The following is an 18,202-nucleotide window of genomic DNA, read 5'->3' on the forward strand; positions in this document are numbered from 1 at the left end:
CGGCCCGACATGCTGGCCTGCCGAGTGGGCCCGGGCTATCGTTTAGTCATGGAGACGGCAGTCAGCCGGCATTTTGGGGAAATCGCCCTCACGCCGGCGGGGCAACGGGTCATCTCTGGCCGCTACGATCACGACGGCGTGCCGGTCGATCTCGACCTGAGCTTCGGCGAACACGACCGGATGGACGAATCGTGCATCCACAAGGTCGACTATCGCCTGCGGTTCCTCCCCGAACTCATTGAGGCCGCGCGGGAACGCATCACGCTGGACCTCGGCGACAGCGAATCGCCGGCGGTCGAATACAGGCACTTCCACTGCCAGAACCTGAACGACGGAAAGATCCGCGAGCTTTTCGGGGTCGAGACGCAGGACGCGGTCGACGACGCCGCGTTCGTCCGCGCGCTGCGCCTCACCCGGGTGGGCATCTTCCCGGGCCAGCCGGAGCGCTACTTCGTTCTCGACTTCACGCTCGGCGAGGGCTTCACCGACGAGGTGCTCGTCGCGGCGGCCGACGAGGACGGCGTGGTCGACGACGAGGTCTCCTGGGACTAGCCCGTTCCCCCACCCCTTTGGGTTGCGGAGTCCCGTCCACCGCCTTGCGGGGTCACCGGCGAAACGTTGCGGGGTCCCGTCCACCGCCTTGCAGGGTCCCGTCCACCGCATTGCGGGGTCACCGGCGAAACGTTGTGGGGTCCCGTCCACCGCCTTGCGGGGTCAATGTCACGACATTGACCCCACAACCGAGCGGACGGGACCCCACAACCGAGCGGACGGGACCCCGCAACGGTCGGGACGAGACCCCGCAACGGATGGGGCGGGGCGGTCAGGCGTTGGCCGCGAGGACTCCGCGCGCCACCTTCGTGGCCTCGACAAGGTTCCGCAGCGACTCCTCGGTCTCCGCATAGCCCCGGGTCTTGAGGCCGCAGTCCGGGTTGACCCAGAGCTGACGCGACGGGACATGGGCTACCGCCGTCGCCAGAAGCTCCTCGATCTCGCCCTGCGAGGGGACGCGCGGCGAGTGGATGTCGTACACGCCGGGACCGACGCCGCGGCCGAAGCCGTGGCTCTCGAGGTCGTTGACCACCTCCATGCGGGAGCGGGCCGCCTCGATCGAGGTCACGTCGGCGTCGAGGCCGTCGATCGCATCGATGATGACACCGAACTCGGAGTAGCAGAGGTGCGTGTGCACCTGCGTGGCGTCGGCGGCACCCGCGGTCGCGAGCCGGAACGACTTGACGGACCAGTCTAGGTACGCGGGCTGGTCGGCACGGCGCAGCGGGAGCAGCTCGCGCAGGGCCGGCTCGTCGACCTGGATGACCTTGATCCCGGCCGCCTCGAGGTCCGCGATCTCGTCGCGGAGGGCGAGGGCCACCTGGTTGGCGGTCTCGGCGAGCGGCTGATCGTTGCGGACGAAGGACCACGCGAGGATGGTCACCGGACCCGTGAGCATGCCCTTCATGGGCTTGTCCGTGAGCGACTGCGCGTACTCGGCCCACGGAACCGTGATGGGCGCGGGGCGGGACACGTCACCCCAGAGGATCGAGGGTCGCGTGCAGCGCGAGCCGTAGGACTGCACCCAGCCGTGCACCGTGACGTCGAAGCCGTCGAGGTTCTCGGCGAAGTACTGGACCATGTCGTTGCGCTCGGGCTCGCCGTGCACGAGGACGTCGAAGCCGAGCTCCTCCTGGAGGTCCACGACGCGCTTGATCTCGTCCTTCATGAGGCGCTCGTACTCGGCCTCGCCGATCACGCCCTTGTTCAGGCGGGCGCGCGCGCCGCGGACCTGTGACGTCTGGGGGAAGGATCCGATCGTTGTCGTCGGGAGCGGCGGGAGGTGCAGCTCGGCGTCCTGCGCGGCGGCGCGCGCCGCGAAGTCCGAGCGCGAGAAGTCCGCGTCCGTGAGCGCGGCGGTGCGCTCGCGCACCTCAGCGCGGCGCACGCCGGGCGCCTCGGCGCGGGAGGCGAGCACGCGCGAGGCCTCGTCGATCGCGGCCTGAGCGGACTCGGGATCAGCCAGGTAGCCGGCGAGGGTCGCGACCTCGCCGACTTTCTGGTCCGCGAACGCGAGCCAGCTGCGCAGGCCGGCGTCGAGCTGCGTCTCGTCCTCGACGTCGTGCGGGACGTGGAACGTCGAGGTCGAGGTGCCCACCGCGACGTCGAGGCCAGCGGCGCGCAGCGAGTCGAGCTTCGCCGCCGACGCCTTGAGGTCGTTGCGCCAGATGTTGTGGCCGTCCACGACGCCGGCGACGAGCGTCTTGCCCGCGAACTTCGTGGCAAACTCTGGGAGCTCCTCGGGCGAGGGCACGGCGCCCTTGAACAGGTCGATCGCGACGGCCTCGACGCCGGTCGCCGCGACGGCCGCGGCCTGCTCGCCGAGCCCGCCGTAGGGTGCCGACAGCAGGATCTGCGGGCGCCCGGCCGTTCCTACGGCCGAGGCGGTCAGCGCGGCGTAGGCGCGTTCGACGGCGGCGCTCACCTCTGCGCTGGTCGCGCCTGCGGCGCTGTCGAGGTCCGCGACGAGCGCGGGCTCGTCGAGCTGGACCCACTCGGCACCGGCGGCGCCGAGGCGCTCGAGCAGTTGGGCGTAGACCGGGAGCACGTCGTCGAGGCGGGAGAGCGGCGCGAAGCCTTCGGGGGCGTCGTCGGAGGCCTTGCTCAGGAGGAGGAACGTCACGGGACCCACGAGGTAGGGGCGGGTCACGACGCCGTTCGCCTGGGCGAAGCGGAACTCGTCGACCACGCGGTCGGAGGAGAGCGAGAACGCCGTCTCCGGGCCGATCTCGGGCACGAGGTAGTGGTAGTTCGTGTCGAACCACTTGGTCATCTCGAGCGGCTGCTGCTCGGCGTTGCCGCGGGCGAGCGTGAAGTACGCGTCGAGGCCGAGCTCGCCGTCGGCGTCGTGCAGGGCACCGAAGCGGGCCGGGACCGCGCCGAGCGCCACGGCGGTGTCGAGCACCTGGTCGTAGAACGAGAACGTACCGGGGATGGCGGACGGCTCGGTGAGGCCGAGCTCGGTGAGCCGGCGCAGGGTCGCGAGCTGGATCGTGTCGGCGGCGGCCTCGAGCTCGGCGGCGCTGCTCGTGCCTGCCCAATAGGCCTCGACGGCCTTCTTCAGCTCACGGCGGCGGCCGATGCGCGGGTAGCCGAGGATCGTGGCTGCGGGGAAGTTATTTTCGGTCATCGTTGATTCCTTCGTCGGTGACAGGTCAGGAGGGCCGGCGGTGGGCCTGGAGGGAAGGCCGGGACGGCCGCGGGAGGTTGAGCTTCGAGAGGACTTCGAGGGCGCTCTCGTGCTCGTTGAAGGTGTACAGGTGGAGGCCGGGTGCGCCCGCGTCCAGCGCCGCCTCGGCCAGTGCAACGCTCGCCTCGACGCCGATGCGGCGGGCGGCCGCGACGTCGTCCGCGGCCTCTCGCATACGGTCCAGAAGGCCCGCGTCCGGTTCGACGCCGCTCAGCTCGGAGAGCCGGAGGATGCGCCGGAGGCTCGTGAGCGGCATGATGCCCGGGATGATCGGGATCGTGACCCCAGCCCGGCGTGCGCGATGCACGAGCGCCGAGTACTGCTCGGGGTGGAAGAACACCTGCGTGATCGCGAAGTCCGCGCCGGAGCGCTGCTTCGCGAGGAGCACCTCGATGTCGTGGGCCACGCTCGGCGACTCCGGGTGCTTCACCGGGTAGGCGGCCACGCCGATCGCGACCTTGCCCGCAGCGAACTGGGCGAAGCGGCGCCGCTCGACACGCCGGATGAGCTCGATGAGGTCCTGGGCGTACCGGAGGCTGCCCTCGGGCAGCTGTCCGTCCTTCGGGCGGTCCCCGCGGAGGGCGAGGATTCCGCGGACGCCTCGGTCCAGGAGCGCGTTGACGGTCCGGCTGAGCTCATCCGGCGTCCCGCCCACGCACGTGAGGTGGGCGAGCGGGCGGAGGGTGGTCTCGAGCTGGAGCCGGTCAACGAGGTCGAGCGCCGTCTCGTGGTTCGAGCCGCTCGCGCCGTACGTCACGGACACGTAGTCGGGGTCGGTGCACTCGAGCTCGCGGATGGTCTTCCACAGGGTCGCCGACGCAGCGTCGCTGCGCGGCGGAAACAGTTCGTAGGACAGGGCGACGGGCTCGGCCGAGTGCGCCGAGGGTGCGTCGATGAGAGTAGGTGGGGACACTTGCATTCCTAGGATCCGATGCGTGCCGGCGAGGCTGAGCCGCGGCCGGAGGAAAGGGTATTAAGGAACGCAGACAAGCCAGCCCGCGGGCACCGCCGCGGCGGGCGCCCTCAAAGGACCAGCTTCCTGCGGCAAATGTCAGGCCCTCACGGGGGCACCCACATCCCCGCCTTGCGGGGATCGCTGACACGTTGCGGGAAGCAACTTGCCTTCGAGACTAAGGATCCCCGCGGGCCTCCATCAAGCGTGCAGCGCCAAACGGTGCGAATTCGACGGAATGCTACGAACAAGTACGAGCGTGACGCCGCATGACGCACAAGTGGCGCCGCGCCGTCGTCGTCCGTTCGACGCCCGGCTCAGCCCTCGAGGAGGAGCCGCTCGGCGCGCGGGGCAAGCGCGCGCTCGAGCACGAGGCACGCCGCGCCCACGGCGCCGACGTCCTCGCCGAGCCGCGTGCCGGAGAGCCCTACGCGGTGGATTCCGCGCGTCGCGAGCAGATCGTTGACCATGTCCGGCAGCACATCGAGCACGAACTGGGACACAGACTCCCAGAACGGGCCGCCGAACACCATCCGGTCCACGTCGACCAGGTTGCCCACGACAGCAGCCGCCCACGCCAAGTTGCGCGCCGCCCGCCGCATGATCGCGATGGCCGCCTCCTCGCCCTCGCCGACCATCTCGGCCAGCCTCGCGAACGCGCGCTGGAAGTCGCGCGCGGTGGGATTCTCGGGAAGCACTGGAAGGATGCCTGCCACGACGGCCTCGCTCACGATCACGGTCGGCTCGAGGGCCGTGCCGATCGTGCCGCGCATGCCGCAGCCGTCGCTGCAGACGGGACCGTCCGGATCCACGATGATGTGCCCGATCTCCCCCGCGTTGCCCGAGAACCCGCGGTAGACCTCGCCGTTGAGGACCAGCCCCACACCGAGGCCGGTGCCGAGGTAGAAGAACACGAAGCTCCCCGAGCCGCCCGGGCCGCCGGCCCAGATCTCGGCCACGGCGGCGCCCGTCACGTCCTTGTCCACGGTCGTGGGAAGTCCCGTGGCCCGGTGGACGAGCTCCTGGAGCGGCACGTCGACCCAGCCGCGCAGGAGCGGCGGGCCCACCACGGCTCCGCGGTCGAGGTCGATCGGCCCCGGCGCGGCAACGCCGAGCCCGGCCACGAGCTTGCGGTCCACGCCCGAACGCTCAATCAGCTCCTCGACGCACTCCGCGATCGCGTGGACGATCTCGTCCGGATCGTGGCTCAGGGGCGTGACAAAAGTGCGCTTCTCGACCACTGCCCCCACGAGGTCCAGGAGGACGACCGTGATGAGCGCCGGGTCGAGGTGCACACCCATCGCGTACATGCCGTGCGGGTTGAGGCGCAGGATGGTCCGCGGCTTGCCTGGACCGGTGCCCTCCTTGCCGGCCTCGACGATGAGCTTCTGGTCCAGGAGACGGCGGGAGATGTTGGAGATGGTCTGTGGCGAAAGCCCCACGATCTGGGCGAGTTCGACGCGACTGAGGCCCACCTCCGAGCGGCGGATCGCGTCAAGGATGACCGTGAGGTTGAAGTCGCCCATCCGCGGCAGATTGGTCCCGCGCCGCTGCGCTTGCTGGCGTGGCTGCTCCGTCACAGGATCCTTTCGGCAGGTACGTGATTGTCCTCTCGTTTACGTTACCCTGTTCACCCCTGACCCGTGGCTGAGCGCAAGCTGAGGAGGAACCATGTCGCGCACGCCTGAAGCCGAGGCCGTCGTCACGGCGGACCTCGTCCGTGCGCTCCTCGCCGACCAGCACCCCGACCTCGCGGGCCTCCCGCTCGTGCCCGCGGCGGAGGGCTGGGACAACGTCGTGTTCCGGCTCGGCGACGACCTCGCGGTCCGCATGCCCCGCCGGAAGCTCGCGGCCGGCCTCGTGCGGTCCGAGCTGCGCTTCGTGGGCGAGATCGCCGCGCGGACCGGCATCGCGCTGCCTGTGCCGGTCCGCAGGGGGCGTCCGGCCCGCGGCTATCCGTGGGAGTGGAGCATCTGCCGCTGGACAGAGGGCGCTCCCGGGCTGTCCGTCCCGCCCGCGGCGCGCGGCGGCGCGGCCGAGCTCGCGGGCTTCCTCGGCGCGCTCCACACCCCCGCACCCCCGGATGCGCCAGAGAACCCGTTCCGCGGACTCCACGTCGGCGCACTCGATGCGCGCGTGCGCGAGCGCCTTGCGCTCGTCGCGCACCGACAGGATCACGCGGAGCTCTCAGCCCTGTGGGCCGCGCTCTCGGGCGCGGCGCCGCACGCGGGCCCCGCGGTATGGGTCCACGGCGACCTGCATCCGGGCAACATCCTCTTCGCCGCGGACGGCTCGCTCGCCGGCGTCATCGACTTCGGCGACCTCTGCGCGGGCGATCCCGCCGTAGACCTCGCCGTCGCGTGGCAGCTCTACGAAGAGGGGCGGCGGCGCGAATTCGTGGCGGCCGTCGAGGCGGCGCTCCCCCGCGACCGCGACACGTGGCGCCGCGCGGCGGCGTGGGCGCTGCACTTCGGGCTCCTGAGCGTGGCCGTCGAGGGCAACGACCCGGCGTTCGCCGCCAACGGCGAGTTCACGCTGCGCGAGCTGCGTGCACAGTTCTCGCGCGGCCTCACGGGCGCGGGCGGCGCCTCACGGAGCGCGTGACCGTGAACTTCCGCGACGTCCCCTCGACGGACGTGCGGCCGACAGCGGCCTGCAGCTGCCGCCGATAGTCCAGATGCGCGTTGTACACCGTCCAGAGCTCGCCGCCCGGGCGCAGGATCCTCGCGGCCGCGTCGAAGAGGCGCAGCGCCGCCCCCGCGTGGACGCTCGCGCCGAGGTGGAAGGGCGGGTTGAGGAGCACGACGTCGGCCGAGCCCTCCGCGCGGAGGGAGGCGGCGTCGTCGTGCTCGACGGTGACGCGCCCGCCAAGCCCGTTGGCCTCCATCGTGGCGCGCGCCGAACGCACGGCCCACCCCGAACGATCCGTAGCCACGACCTCCGCGAGGGGATGCGCGAGTGCGTAGGCCGCGGCGAGGGCGCCAGTGCCGCAGCCGAGGTCGACGGCGGCGCCCGCCGGCATGCGCTCGACGAACCCGAGCAGGAAGCGCGTGCCGAGATCCAGCTTCGTGCCCGCGAATGCGCCGCCGTGCGCGCACAGGGTGAGGCCGACGTCGTCGTGCGTTGCGCGGACGGGGTAGGGCGGGCGCTCGGCAACCGGAAGCGGTCCCTCGGCCACGAGCAGCCGTGACTTCTGGACCGCGAGTTCGGCACGGACCTCGCCGAAGGCCGCCTGGAGGACGTCATTCATGGCGAGCGTCATGTGCTTGACGCGGCCTCCCGCGACGAGCAGTACATTCGGCGGGGCCCATCGGGCCACGGCGTCCGCGATCTCCTCGAGCTCGGCGAGCCCCTTGGGGAGCTGGAGCAGCACGAGCCGCGCGCCCCGGAGCAGCTCGGCGCAGAACTCGCCCTGGCGCTGGAGCCCCGCGAGCCCGAGCGCCTCGGCATTGCGGGCGAAGGCGGCCCGCCCGGAGGCGAGGTCCTCATAGACACGCACCCCGGTGAGCCCGGCCGCCGCGAGCCGCAGCGCGATCGCGCCGTAGCCGTCGCCGATGACCGCGATCTCGCCGCCATCCAGCCCGCGGGCCGCGGCCTCCGCGATCCCGCGGTCCCCGAGGAGCCGGTCCGTCGCGTCCCAGGCATAGAGGTTCGGGGCCTCGACATCGGGGAACCGCCGCAGGAGTTCGTACGGGAAGGGCCCGCTCGGGTCGGCATGCACCGGACTACTCTATTCGCGGCGACGCCCCCGGGCAGATCAAGCCTGGCAGATCAGGCCCTGACAAATCCGGCCCTGGCAGATCAAGCCGTGGCAGGCCCGTCCTCGACGGCTTGGCTCCCCTCCGACTCCCCGCGCCGCGTGAACGTCTTCACGACCGCCCAGCCGACGGCGGTAAAGGGCACCGCGAGGAGCGCGCCGACAATTCCCGCGAGCATGGTGCCCACGGCCAGGGAGAGCAGGATGGCCAGCCCGTGGATGGACAGGACCTTGCCCATGAGCAGCGGCTGGAGAAGGTGGTGCTCGATCTGATTCGCTGCGAGCACCACGACGAGGATCACGATCGCCGCGACGGGCCCGTTGGACAGGAGGGCCACGGCGACGGCGAGGATGCCCGCGGTGGTGGCCCCGAGGATGGGGATGAACCCGCCGATGAACACGAACACGGCCAGGGGCAGAGCCAAGGGCACTTGCATGACGACCAGCGCGACGCCGACGATCAGCGCATCGGCCGCGGCCACGAGGGCCGTCCCCCGCACGTAGGCGCCCAGCACGTGGGCGCTGCGCTCCGCGGCCGTGCGCGCCGTGGCCCGGTAGGTCCCGGGGACGAGGCGTAGGAGGAATTCGCGGATCTCGTGCCCGTCCTTGAGGAAGAAGAACAGGATGACTGCCATCAGGACCATCGCCGCGATGAACTCGCCGACGCTGCGCACCCCGGTGAGCGCCTCGGTGCCGAAGCTGCCGGACGAAAGGAAATGCTGAAGCCCGTCCCGCACGCTCGCAAGCTGCTCATCGCTGAGGCGGACCGGCCCGTTGCTGACCAGATCCTCCAGCTGGCGGATGCCGTTGGTGAATCGGGCGGCGAGCTCGTGAGACTGCGCGCGCACCAGGGCCACGCAGAACGCGATGAGGCCTCCGAAGACAGCCAGGATCGCGAGGAACGAGGCGAGCACCGCGACGGGCCTGGGCCAGCCGTGCCGGTCCAGCCACCCCACGAGCGGCGAGATCGCCGAAGCCAGAATCGACGCAATGATCACGGGGATCAGGGCGAGCGGTACGCGGGTGAGGGCCCAGCCCACACACCAGAGGAGGGCTGCGACGGCGAGGACCTGCAGCGACCGGATTGCCGCACGGCCTAGGCCGTCCGACCAGAGGCCGGCGGGGGTCGTCGTGGTGGGTGGGTGCTCGGGCATGGTTTTGTCTCCGCACAGTCGATGGACGTTGCTCCACCCTATGTGAACGAAGCCGCCCGGCGCCTCAGGCTGGGCCCAGTCGCCGTCGCCCCTTGAGCGAGACGCCGCCGAAGTCTCGGCCCGGCGAGCGGCCGGGGTTCACCGCCTCAGGTGGGCTATGGCGCGCTCGGCGGCGTGGAAGCCCGCCATCCCGTGTGCTCCCCCGCCCGGGGGCGTCGCCGCGGAGCAGAGGTACACGCCGGGGACGCCAGTCGAGTACGGATCGAGCGCGACGCGCGGCCGGAACAGGAGCTGCGCCCCGAAGTTCGCCCCCGTGCTGATGTCTCCCCCTACATAGTTGGCGTTGTGCGCCTCGGCCTGCGCAACGCTCCGCGACGCGACGGAGCGAATCCGGCCGCGGAATCCCGGCGCGAAGCGCTCGATCTGGCCCGTGATCGCCTCCGTCGCGTCGCCCGGATAGCCGTTCGGCACGTGCGCGTACGCCCACAGCGGATTGAGCCCATCCGCGGACCGCCCCGGATCGGCGACGAATTGCTGCCCCACGAGGACGAACGGCCGGGCGGGCATGTGCCCCGCGAGAACCTGTTTCTCGGCTGCGGCGGTCTCCTCGAACGTCCCGCCGAGGTGGACCGTCCCGGCGCGCCCGATGTCCGGCGCCGCCCACGGCACCTCCCCCTCGATCACGTAGTCGACTTTGAAGGCCGCGGGTCCGTGCCGATAGCGCGCATAGGAACGGGCGACGGCGGCCGGGAGCCTCCCGGCGAGGAGGCTCGCCGCAGCGCCGGGTGCCGTGCACAGAAGCAGGACATCGAAGCTGCCCGCGTCCTCCAGCGTGCGGACCCGCACCCCCGTCTCGATCACGCCTCCCAGCTCGCGGAGACGTGCAGCGAGCGCATCCGCGATGGCCTGGCTCCCGCCCTCGGCGACGGGCCAGCCCACCGCATGGGCTGCCGCGCCCAAGACGAGCCCGACGGCGCTCGAGAGGGGGGCGTCGAGCGGGGAGAACGCATGGGCCGCGACCCCGCCGAAGAGGGCGCGTGCCTCGTCGCCTCGCCAGGCCCGCGCGAGCACGCTCGCGGGAAGGGCCGCGAGCGCGCCGAACCGCGCGAACGCGATGGGGCGTCTCGGCACATGGAGCGCTGGACCGAGCAGCTCGGGGACGAGGTCGGGAAAGCTGCGCGCGATCATGCCCAGAGTCCTGTCCCACGCGCGCCCGTCGGCGCCGAGGCCGTCCGCCGTCCGGTCGACGTCGCGCCACAGCAAGGCCGAGCGACCGCCGTCGAGCGGGTGCGCGAACTGGACTTCGGGCCACCGCCAGCGCAGCCCGTGACGCTCGAGGCCAAGGCTTGCGAGGAATGGCGACGCGACGCCCATGGGATGGAACGCCGAGCACTCGTCGGTGACGACGCCGGCCCCGGCCCCTGCCGCCACGGTCGAAGACCGTGTCCCCCCGCCGATCGTGGGCTCGGCTTCGAGCACCCGAACCGAGAGGCCCTCCTGGGCAAGGCGCACGGCGGCCGCGAGCCCGTTCGGCCCGCTCCCCACCACGACGGCGCTGGTCATGGGTCCATCCTCCCACTCGCCCCACCGTCCCCACGCGGACCCACGCGGACCCTTGGGTGGGGCTGGCGCCGAGGCGTAGCGAGGCCCATCATCGCTGCATGACGTGGCTGCGGGGCTACAGTCTCGGCTCTCTCCGGCACGACGCCCTCGCCGGAGCCGCACTCGTCGGGCTCCTCATCCCGGCGGGAATGGCGTACGCGCAGGCCGCGGCGCTCGCCCCGGTCGCCGGCCTGTACGCGACCATCGTGCCGCTGCTCGTGTACGCCGCCGTCGGCCCGTCCCGGATCCTCATCCTCGGCCCCGACTCCGCGCTCGCGCCCATGATCTCCGCGGCCGTGCTCCCGCTCGCCGCCGCGGGCAGCGCGCGGGCGCTCGCCCTTGCCGGGCTCCTCGCGATCTACATCGGCGCGTTCCTGCTCCTCGGTGCCCTGCTCCGTCTCGGCGCGCTCACCGGCCTGCTCTCGGGGCCGATACGCCTCGGCTACCTCGCAGGGATCGCGCTCACCGTCGCGGCCGGCCAGCTCCCCACGCTCCTCGGGCTGGAGGGCCGAGGCCAGACGCCGTGGGAACACCTTGCGGCGACCGGGGCGGACGTGGTCCAGCGCGGCATCGGCCCCGTCCCCGTCGCGTTGGGCCTGGGATCGCTCGCGCTCATCTGGCTCCCCCGCCGGCTTCGGTGGCGAGTCCCGGGCGCGTTGTTCGCAGTCGTCGGCTCGGGGCTCGCGGTGTGGCTCGGGGGCCTCACGCACGTGGTCGCGACCGTCGGCCCGCTCCCCCAAGGCCTCCCGGCCCCGCAGTTCACGCAGCTGACACCCGCGGACGCGGCGTCCCTTCTGGCTCCCGCGGCGGGCGTGGCGCTCATGGTGTTCGCGGACACCGGCGTCCTCTCGCAGAGCCTCGCCTTGCGCGAGGGCCGCTCCGTGTCGGGAACGCGCGAGATGGCGGCACTCGGCGCCTCGAATCTCGCTGCCGGCCTCGTGAGCGGCTTCCCAGTGTCCGCGAGCTCGTCGCGGACACCGGTGGCGATCGATGCGGGCGGGCGGACGCAGCTCACGGGGGTCGTGGCAGCGCTGCTGACCGCCGCGTTCATGGCGGCAATCCCCGGCGTCACCGCCTTCCTGCCCACGGCGACACTCGCCGCCGTCGTCATCGCGGCCGCGACAGGCCTCGTCGATCTGCGCGCAATCGTCCGGCTGTGGCGGCTCAGCCGCGTCGAGTTCGGCCTCATGTTCGCGGCGTTCGCGTGCGTCACGACCATCGGGGTCCTGCAGGGCATCGTGATCGCAGTCGCGCTGTCGCTGCTCGACTTCATCCGCCGCGCGTGGGGGCCGTATCGCGCCGAGCTGGGCGATCGGCCCGACGTCCCCGGCTATCACGACATCTCGCGGCACCCCGAGGCGGAGCGGGTCCCCGGACTCATCCTCGCGCGCTTCGACGCGCCCTTGTTCTTCGCGAACGGCGCGGTCTTCAGCAGCTTCGTCCGGGAGCTGGTCGAGAACGCCCACCGACAGGTGACTCATGTGGTGATCGCCGCGGAGCCCATCACGGGGATCGACACGACGGCCCTCGACGAGGTCCTCCTCCTCGACGATTGGCTCTCCGCGCACGGGATCGACCTCGTGTTCGCCGAGCTCAAGGGCCCGGTCAAGGACCGGCTGCTTCGCTTCGGCACTCGCGGCCGCTTCGGCCCCGGCACGTTTTACCCCACCGTGAGCGCGGCCGTGCGCGACCTCCGCGCAGACGGCGGCGCGGGCGAGGCGGCGACGGACGACGGCGGCCCTCACCGCTGAGCGGTCGTCCCCGGGAGTATTCAGCGAGCCGCGCGCACGAACTCCGCCGTGGGCGCCGCGAGAGACGCGCCGATCGCGTACGGGGTCCGCTTGACGCCCTTGACGGCGAACGAGTGATCGGCCCCCTCCTGCCAGGAGAGTGTCGCGGTGGGGAGCTTCGCGACGACGCCGTCGAGGAGTTCGCGGGTGGCCAGCGTGTCCCGCGTGCCCTGCAGGAACAGCATCGGCAACGTGAGCCCGTAGAGGTGCTCGTCTCGGATCTTCGCGGGGTTCCCTGCCGGATGCAGGGGGTAGCCGAGGAACACGAGCCCGGCCGGAGCGATCGAGCCGTCCGCGACCGCCATCGAGGCCATCCGGCCACCGAAGGACTTCCCCGCCGCCCACAGCGGCTCGGGGGCCGCCCGCCGTCGTACTTCCTCGAGGACCGCGGCCCACACCGAGATGGCGCGCGGAGCCCGGTCCGGGAGCCGCTTGCCCTCCTCGATGTACGCGAAATTGAAGCGCAGCGTCGCGATGCCCAGCCCGTTGAGCGCGTCGCAGTAGCCCACCATGAACGGGTGGTCCATCCCTGCGCCCGCGCCATGGGCCACGGCGACGGTCGCGTCCGCCCCGTCGGGATGCCGGAAGACGCCCGAGACGTCGCCCGCGGGGGTGGGGATCGTGATGCGCTCGTCGTGTTCGCTCATGGGTCTATCTTGCCGTGGTCCCGGCGAGCCACAGCCCGGCCTTGGTCTGCACTGGTACGATCCAATTCAGGCCCCGAGGGAAGGCAGTCATGACGATCAGCGATTCGGCGGAGGTCCGCCGCGGCGTCGAGGCGATCGAGAACAGCCAGGTCCCCAAGCACGAGCAGCTCCACGGGATCCTCCTCAGGATGGCCAAGAACGAGCTGGATCCCGGTGAGCGTGTGCCGAGCGAGCGGACGCTCATGGACCAGTTCGGCGTCAGCCGCATCACCGTCCGCGCGGCGATCGGCCGGCTCGTCAACGAGGGTCACCTCGTGCGCGTTCCGGGCAAGGGCACCTTCGTCTCAGAGGGCGCGGTCCAGTCCACGCTGCACCTCGCCTCCTTCACCCAGGAGATGGAGGCACAGGGGCACAAGCCGAGCACCATCGTCCTCGAGGCCGTGCAGTCCACCCCGCCGCCGGCGACTGCGAAGGCGCTCGGTCTCGGGTCCGCCGAGGAGGCCTACCACATTCGCCGGCTGCGCCTTGCCGATGGGCGACCGGTGAGCGTCGACGACGCCTGGTACAACGCCTCCCTCGCCGCAGGACTCCTCGACATCGATCTGACCGGATCGATCTATCGCGCGCTGGCCTCGGACTTCGGACATCAGATCGACCGCGCGCGCCAGACGGTCCGCGCCGAGGGCGCACCGCCGGACGTCGCGGTTCTCCTCGGCGCCGAGGCAGGCTCGCCCGTGCTCGCGTTCGATCGCGTTTCGTTCTCCGGCGACCACGCGATCGAGCACGCCCGCTCCTGGTACCGCTCGGATCGCTACGCGCTCACCATGGAGGTCAGGCTCTGAGCCTCCCGTAGCCGGCTACTCGGGGCGCGCCCAGCTGAACAGCTCTGCCCCAGCCGCGACCTGTCCCTCCGCGAGGAGGCTCGCGGTATCCGCCTTCGAATCGAGGACGACGACGGGGCTCACGAGCGAGTAGCCCGCCCGCAGCGCTGCGGCCGGGTCGACCCGCATGACGAGCCCTCCGGCCTCGACCTCGTCGCCCTTGGCCGCGAGGAGCGTGAAGCCCTCACCGCCGAGCTTGACCGTGTCGATGCCGACGTGCGTGAGGATTCCACGGCCCGAAGAATCGACGACGACGAAGGCGTGCGGGAGGAGCTTGACGATCTTCCCTGCGACGGGGGAAACCACGTCGAACTCCCCGGGCTCGGGCTCGACGCCTGCCCCGGAGCCGACCATCTGGCCGGAGAACACGGGATCCGGCACCTCGCTGAGCGGCACGACGCGGCCGCTCAAGGGAGCCAGGACGACGAGCTCCGAACTCACAGGAGGTCCTCGATGTCCTCAGCAAGCGTGTCCGCCTCCGGCCCGACAATCACCTGAACGGCTGTCCCCGCGGCGAGAACCCCGTGGGCACCGGCCGACTTGAGCACATCCTCCTTGACGAGCGAGCCGTCTCTGACCTCGGTGCGGAGGCGCGTGATGCAGGCCTCGATTTCGACGATGTTGCCGGCCCCGCCAAGGCCCTCGATGATCTTCTCCGCCTTTGACATGGCATTCCTTCCTACTTGCTGCCCGCGCCGGAACAGCCTCGTTCCCGGTCGCCCGATCAGTGCGCCGACGTGACCAGTCTGGATCGAAACGTCCCGCCCGTCACGCGCGACGGCGTCAACTGGAACACTTCGACCGCACTGGTACTAACCAGACAGTACCACCTGTGATTCTCGTCGCACAAGTGCCCCTCCCCGCAGCGTCGACCGAAGGACGCGCGCCTACACGATTGCGCACCCAAGCTGTGATTGGATATGTCCAACGGTCGTAGTTCGTCGCGCCCTCGGCCGCTGCTCGCTGGGTGGCGCGCATGCACGCTCGGCAGGCCATGGGGAGGAAGGTAGCGACATGAACAAGGCACGCGGGTTGAGGGCAGCGACGGTGACCGCCTCCGCGGCAGCGCTCACCGCCGCGATCGCGGCTCCGGCTGCGGCCGCGAACTTCTACACGGTCCAGCCCGGCGACACGCTGGGCGCCATCGCCGACCGCCACGGGGTCCCGCTCGGCGATCTCTTCCGCCTCAACGGCCTGGGATGGAGCTCGATCATCTACCCCGGGCAGCAGATTCGGCTCGCGGACGACGCCGGCGCTTCCGCCTCCGCTCCCGCGGCGCCGGCCCCCGCCCCGTCCGTCACGTACACGGTCCGGAGCGGGGACAGCCTGTGGGCGATCTCCCAGCAGACCGGCGTCGGTCTCAGCGACCTCTTCCGGCTCAACGGACTCGGGCCCGCATCGACGATCTACCCCGGGCAGCAGATCATCCTCCGGCAGGCCGGCGCGCCGGCGTCGACCCCGCCCCCAGCAACGCAAGCCACGGCGCCGCGTTCGGCGGCACCGGCACCCGCACCGGCACCGCGTTCACCGGCCCCTGCTGCGGCACCGCAAGCTGCGCCACCCGCAGCGCAGAGCGCGACCGCACCGGGAGCTGCTCCGCAGGCTGCCGCCGGCAGCGATCGGCCCTCCTGGTGGAACGAGGAGACGTTCCGGCACAAGACCATGTGGGGCGTGTCCGAGAAGACGGGTCTCTCGCTCGACGAGCTGTTTGCGGGCGGTCACGGCGTGTCGACGGGGACCGAGTCGGCCGCGCAGATCCAGGCCATCGTCCGGCAGACGGCCGCCGAGATGGGGGTCCCGGCCCCGTTGGCCCTCGCCATCGCGGAGCAGGAGTCGAGCTTCAGGCAGAACGTGACCTCCCCCGCCGGAGCGATCGGGGTGATGCAGATCATGCCCGCGAACGCGAGCTGGGTCTCGAGCCTTGCGGGCCGGAATCTGGACCTGCGCAATACCGCGGACAACGTCGCCGCCGGTGTCGCGATGCTGCGCTGGCTCCTCCGCCAGGCACCCACTGAGGACATTGCCATCGCGGGCTACTACCAGGGGCTGTACGGGGTTCAGGCGTACGGCATGTACCCCGACACGAGGGCCTACGTCGCGCAGGTCAAGCAGCGCATGGCCAAGTATTCATAGACCCGACCCAGGTTCTCCGGGTCTCCGCGGCCTCAGGGCTCGGTCGCCGCGCAATGCGGTCGCCGCGCAATGCGCAGACCGGTCGCACGGCGGGCCGCCCAGCGCGTGGGCCGCTCGCGTTCACCCAAGCCGCGACGCGGCGATCGCGAAATACATGACGAGCGCGAGCCCCGTGAGGCACACCGTCACGTAGCCGACCGCGAGGGCCGCGATCGCAAGTCCGCGGCCCGAGTCCCCCGTGGCCCTGATCTGCTCGAGCGAAAGATGGCCGAGCACGATCCCCAGGAAACCGATGAAGAACGAGGCAATGAGCGCCGATAGCGCGAGGTCGTTGATGCCGCGCGACGCGGCGGGCGCACTGGCCTGCGGCTGAGTCGTCGCCATGAGAGCCTCCGGTCGAACGTGTCATGCTCGGTCGCCCACTGCTGGGTGCACGAACAAGATACCTCGACCATTGGACATGTACAACCGAGGCGACTACTCCTCGTGGACGGCCGCTGACGCGTCGCGATGAGGCACCAGCACGCGGTCCAGGCTGGTGAGCTTGAGGACGGCGCCCACCTTGTCTCCGACCTGGGCGAGCCGAAGGTCTCCCCCAGCCTCACGTGCGGCTTTGAGGCATCCCACGAGGGCTCCCAGCCCGGATGAGTCCATGAATTCCGTCTGGCGGAGATTCATGACGAGCAGCCGATGACCCGCAGCGATCGCGTCGGCGACCGCGGCCCTGAGCTGCGGCGCCCCGCCGACATTGAGCCGGCCCTCGACGACCACCTCGGCGTATCCATCGTGCTCCTCGATCGTGACCGCGATCATTGCTTTCCTCCGATGCCGGCATCCATAGCCATGACGGACGTGATACAAAATTCACACGCCAGACCGAACTAATGCTGACAGAAGTATGCACATATTCGGAGGGGTCATCCATATACCGCGCAAGATGCCGCGCCGATCCGTGCGGTTGGCACGGGGCAGCGCCGCATGTCTTGCCGGGCCCAAGCCAGAGGGCGGCCGCGAGGGTCCACCCGCTCAGGTCCGGTGGCAGATTCCGCCGGGTGGGCCTACTGGCCGTCGAGCGTGGTTCCCGAGAATGGGGTGAACTGGGCCATCCAAGGGAAGGCCCATGTGACGAGAGCGCCGAGGGCGGCCGCGACAAGGATCACCGACGTGAAGATCCGTGCCCAGAGCGGGCCGGGGAGGTGGCGGAAGATCCAGCCGTACATCAGCCCTTGCCTTCGTTGGCGGCCACGATGGCTGCGATCTCCGCTGGCGGGCCGGCATCGAGCGGCTGCCAGGACTCGAGCACGGAGTAGGCGATGAACCGCTGCCAGTCCCCGAATTTCGGGTTGCAGCTGGTCATGGTCAGCAGGGATTCGGTCGGCTGAGCGCCTGGGTGGTCGGGAACGGGCAGCACGACGGCTGTGTGGTCCGGGGTGACGATCTCGGAGTTGCGGAAGACGTAGGTGTAGTAGCCCTGGCGGGTCTGGATGTAGATCCTGTCGCCGGGGACGAGGGTGTCGATGTTGTCCAGGACCGCGCCGTGGGTCTGGCGGTGGCCAGCGACGGCGAAGTTGCCCGGCTGCCCGGGCATCTGGGTGGCGGGGTAATGGCCCAGACCGAGGGTGTCGAGCTGGGCCTGCGAGGTTCCCTGCACGAGAGGCCGCGAGTACGTCGCACCGAGCCTCGGGATGTAGGCCACCCCGAAGACCTCTCCGATGCCCGTGGGTGCGGCGGTCGCCGGAGCGGGGCCGTAGTCTCCCTTGAGCGCCGCCTTGGGGCTCAGCGGCGCGTCGAGGCCCCGCGTAAAGTCCCGGACCGCTTGGGCTTGGGTGGCGTTGGCGGACAGGTTGGTCCCCCACAGGTCCCAGGCCACGAACAGGCCCAGCACGATCCCGATGGTGATCAGGAGCTCCCCTGCCACCCTCGCCACCCCGCGGAGCACCCGGCCGCGCCCCCTGCCCTCTGCGACGGGAGCCGGGATGCGGGCCGGGTCCCCGGGGGCCGTGTCTTGGAGCCCGGGCGCGGGCGGTTTCGGAGAGGACGCCGGG

The 18,202-nt window shown here is 71.1% G+C and carries 18 protein-coding genes; 5 read left to right on the plus strand and 13 right to left on the minus strand.

Features of this window, described 5'->3' with window-relative positions; genetic code table 11:
- The first annotated feature begins 48 nt into the window (after window positions 1-48).
- Window positions 49-552, plus strand: a complete 504-nt coding sequence (locus E6A26_RS08100) for a DUF2004 domain-containing protein (RefSeq protein WP_136610677.1) — start codon at window positions 49-51, stop codon at window positions 550-552.
- 271 nt (window positions 553-823) lie between these two features.
- On the opposite strand, the gene metE is transcribed toward E6A26_RS08100, so the two are convergent.
- The 3 genes from metE to E6A26_RS08115 all read right to left on the minus strand — a co-directional run bounded on the left by metE (window position 824) and on the right by E6A26_RS08115 (window position 5,719).
- Complete coding sequence (gene metE, locus E6A26_RS08105) at window positions 824-3,181, minus strand: 5-methyltetrahydropteroyltriglutamate--homocysteine S-methyltransferase (RefSeq protein WP_136610678.1); 2,358 nt, start codon at window positions 3,179-3,181, stop codon at window positions 824-826.
- Window positions 3,182-3,206: 25 nt separating this feature from the next.
- Window positions 3,207-4,154, minus strand: coding sequence for a methylenetetrahydrofolate reductase (locus E6A26_RS08110; protein ID WP_136610679.1), 948 nt, complete (start codon window positions 4,152-4,154; stop codon window positions 3,207-3,209).
- Between the two features lie 356 nt (window positions 4,155-4,510).
- Window positions 4,511-5,719: an ROK family protein gene (locus tag E6A26_RS08115; RefSeq protein ID WP_136610731.1), complete on the minus strand. Its 1,209-nt coding sequence runs from the start codon at window positions 5,717-5,719 to the stop codon at window positions 4,511-4,513.
- Between the two features lie 145 nt (window positions 5,720-5,864).
- Here E6A26_RS08115 and E6A26_RS08120 point away from each other — a divergent pair, with 145 nt between their 5' ends.
- Entirely contained in the window at window positions 5,865-6,797 is a 933-nt protein-coding gene (locus tag E6A26_RS08120) for an aminoglycoside phosphotransferase family protein (protein ID WP_136610680.1), read from the plus strand.
- Here E6A26_RS08120 and E6A26_RS08125 read toward each other — a convergent pair.
- From E6A26_RS08125 to E6A26_RS08135, 3 genes are all read right to left on the minus strand, one after another.
- Window positions 6,763-7,914, minus strand: a complete 1,152-nt coding sequence (locus E6A26_RS08125; RefSeq protein WP_136610681.1) for a class I SAM-dependent methyltransferase — start codon at window positions 7,912-7,914, stop codon at window positions 6,763-6,765. The two genes, E6A26_RS08120 and E6A26_RS08125, sit on opposite strands and share 35 nt — an antisense overlap.
- 80 nt (window positions 7,915-7,994) lie before the next feature.
- A complete protein-coding gene (locus tag E6A26_RS08130) occupies window positions 7,995-9,104 on the minus strand; it encodes an AI-2E family transporter (protein ID WP_136610682.1) in 1,110 nt (369 codons plus the stop codon).
- 138 nt (window positions 9,105-9,242) lie between these two features.
- A complete protein-coding gene (locus tag E6A26_RS08135) occupies window positions 9,243-10,667 on the minus strand; it encodes a phytoene desaturase family protein (RefSeq protein ID WP_136610683.1) in 1,425 nt (474 codons plus the stop codon).
- Between the two features lie 98 nt (window positions 10,668-10,765).
- Here E6A26_RS08135 and E6A26_RS08140 point away from each other — a divergent pair, with 98 nt between their 5' ends.
- The gene (locus E6A26_RS08140; RefSeq protein WP_136610684.1) at window positions 10,766-12,457 is read left to right on the plus strand and encodes a SulP family inorganic anion transporter; all 1,692 of its coding nucleotides are present in this window, start codon (window positions 10,766-10,768) and stop codon (window positions 12,455-12,457) included.
- A 20-nt stretch (window positions 12,458-12,477) separates the two neighbouring features.
- Here E6A26_RS08140 and E6A26_RS08145 read toward each other — a convergent pair whose 3' ends face one another.
- A complete protein-coding gene (locus tag E6A26_RS08145) occupies window positions 12,478-13,143 on the minus strand; it encodes an alpha/beta hydrolase family protein (RefSeq protein ID WP_136610685.1) in 666 nt (221 codons plus the stop codon).
- A gap of 89 nt (window positions 13,144-13,232) precedes the next feature.
- Here E6A26_RS08145 and E6A26_RS08150 point away from each other — a divergent pair, with 89 nt between their 5' ends.
- Window positions 13,233-13,985 carry a GntR family transcriptional regulator gene (locus E6A26_RS08150; RefSeq protein ID WP_136610686.1) on the plus strand — a complete coding sequence of 251 codons (753 nt, stop codon included), beginning with the start codon at window positions 13,233-13,235 and terminating at the stop codon, window positions 13,983-13,985.
- Between the two features lie 15 nt (window positions 13,986-14,000).
- Here the strand turns inward: E6A26_RS08150 and E6A26_RS08155 are convergent, their stop codons facing one another.
- Window positions 14,001-14,465: a PTS sugar transporter subunit IIA gene (locus E6A26_RS08155; RefSeq protein WP_136610687.1), complete on the minus strand. Its 465-nt coding sequence runs from the start codon at window positions 14,463-14,465 to the stop codon at window positions 14,001-14,003.
- The gene (locus E6A26_RS08160) at window positions 14,462-14,692 is read right to left on the minus strand and encodes a glucose PTS transporter subunit EIIB (RefSeq protein WP_136610688.1); all 231 of its coding nucleotides are present in this window, start codon (window positions 14,690-14,692) and stop codon (window positions 14,462-14,464) included. Before E6A26_RS08160 ends, E6A26_RS08155 begins: the two co-directional genes overlap by 4 nt.
- A 346-nt stretch (window positions 14,693-15,038) precedes the next feature.
- Between E6A26_RS08160 and E6A26_RS08165 the strand changes: the two genes are divergently transcribed.
- Window positions 15,039-16,157, plus strand: a complete 1,119-nt coding sequence (locus E6A26_RS08165; protein WP_136610689.1) for a lytic transglycosylase — start codon at window positions 15,039-15,041, stop codon at window positions 16,155-16,157.
- A gap of 120 nt (window positions 16,158-16,277) precedes the next feature.
- On the opposite strand, the gene E6A26_RS08170 is transcribed toward E6A26_RS08165, so the two are convergent.
- The 4 genes from E6A26_RS08170 to E6A26_RS08180 form a co-directional block, all read right to left on the minus strand.
- The gene (locus E6A26_RS08170; RefSeq protein ID WP_136610690.1) at window positions 16,278-16,541 is read right to left on the minus strand and encodes a DUF4190 domain-containing protein; all 264 of its coding nucleotides are present in this window, start codon (window positions 16,539-16,541) and stop codon (window positions 16,278-16,280) included.
- 93 nt (window positions 16,542-16,634) lie between these two features.
- Entirely contained in the window at window positions 16,635-16,970 is a 336-nt protein-coding gene (locus tag E6A26_RS08175) for an STAS domain-containing protein (protein WP_136610691.1), read from the minus strand.
- A 245-nt stretch (window positions 16,971-17,215) separates the two neighbouring features.
- Complete coding sequence (locus E6A26_RS17585) at window positions 17,216-17,377, minus strand: hypothetical protein (protein WP_168928701.1); 162 nt, start codon at window positions 17,375-17,377, stop codon at window positions 17,216-17,218.
- Window positions 17,377-18,075 (minus strand): class E sortase, encoded by a 699-nt coding sequence (locus E6A26_RS08180; RefSeq protein WP_327407442.1) that lies wholly within the window; start codon window positions 18,073-18,075, stop codon window positions 17,377-17,379. Before E6A26_RS08180 ends, E6A26_RS17585 begins: the two co-directional genes overlap by 1 nt.
- Window positions 18,076-18,202 lie beyond the last annotated feature (127 nt).

The sequence above is a fragment of the Sinomonas albida genome (assembly GCF_004919045.1).
Taxonomy (GTDB): domain Bacteria; phylum Actinomycetota; class Actinomycetes; order Actinomycetales; family Micrococcaceae; genus Sinomonas; species Sinomonas albida.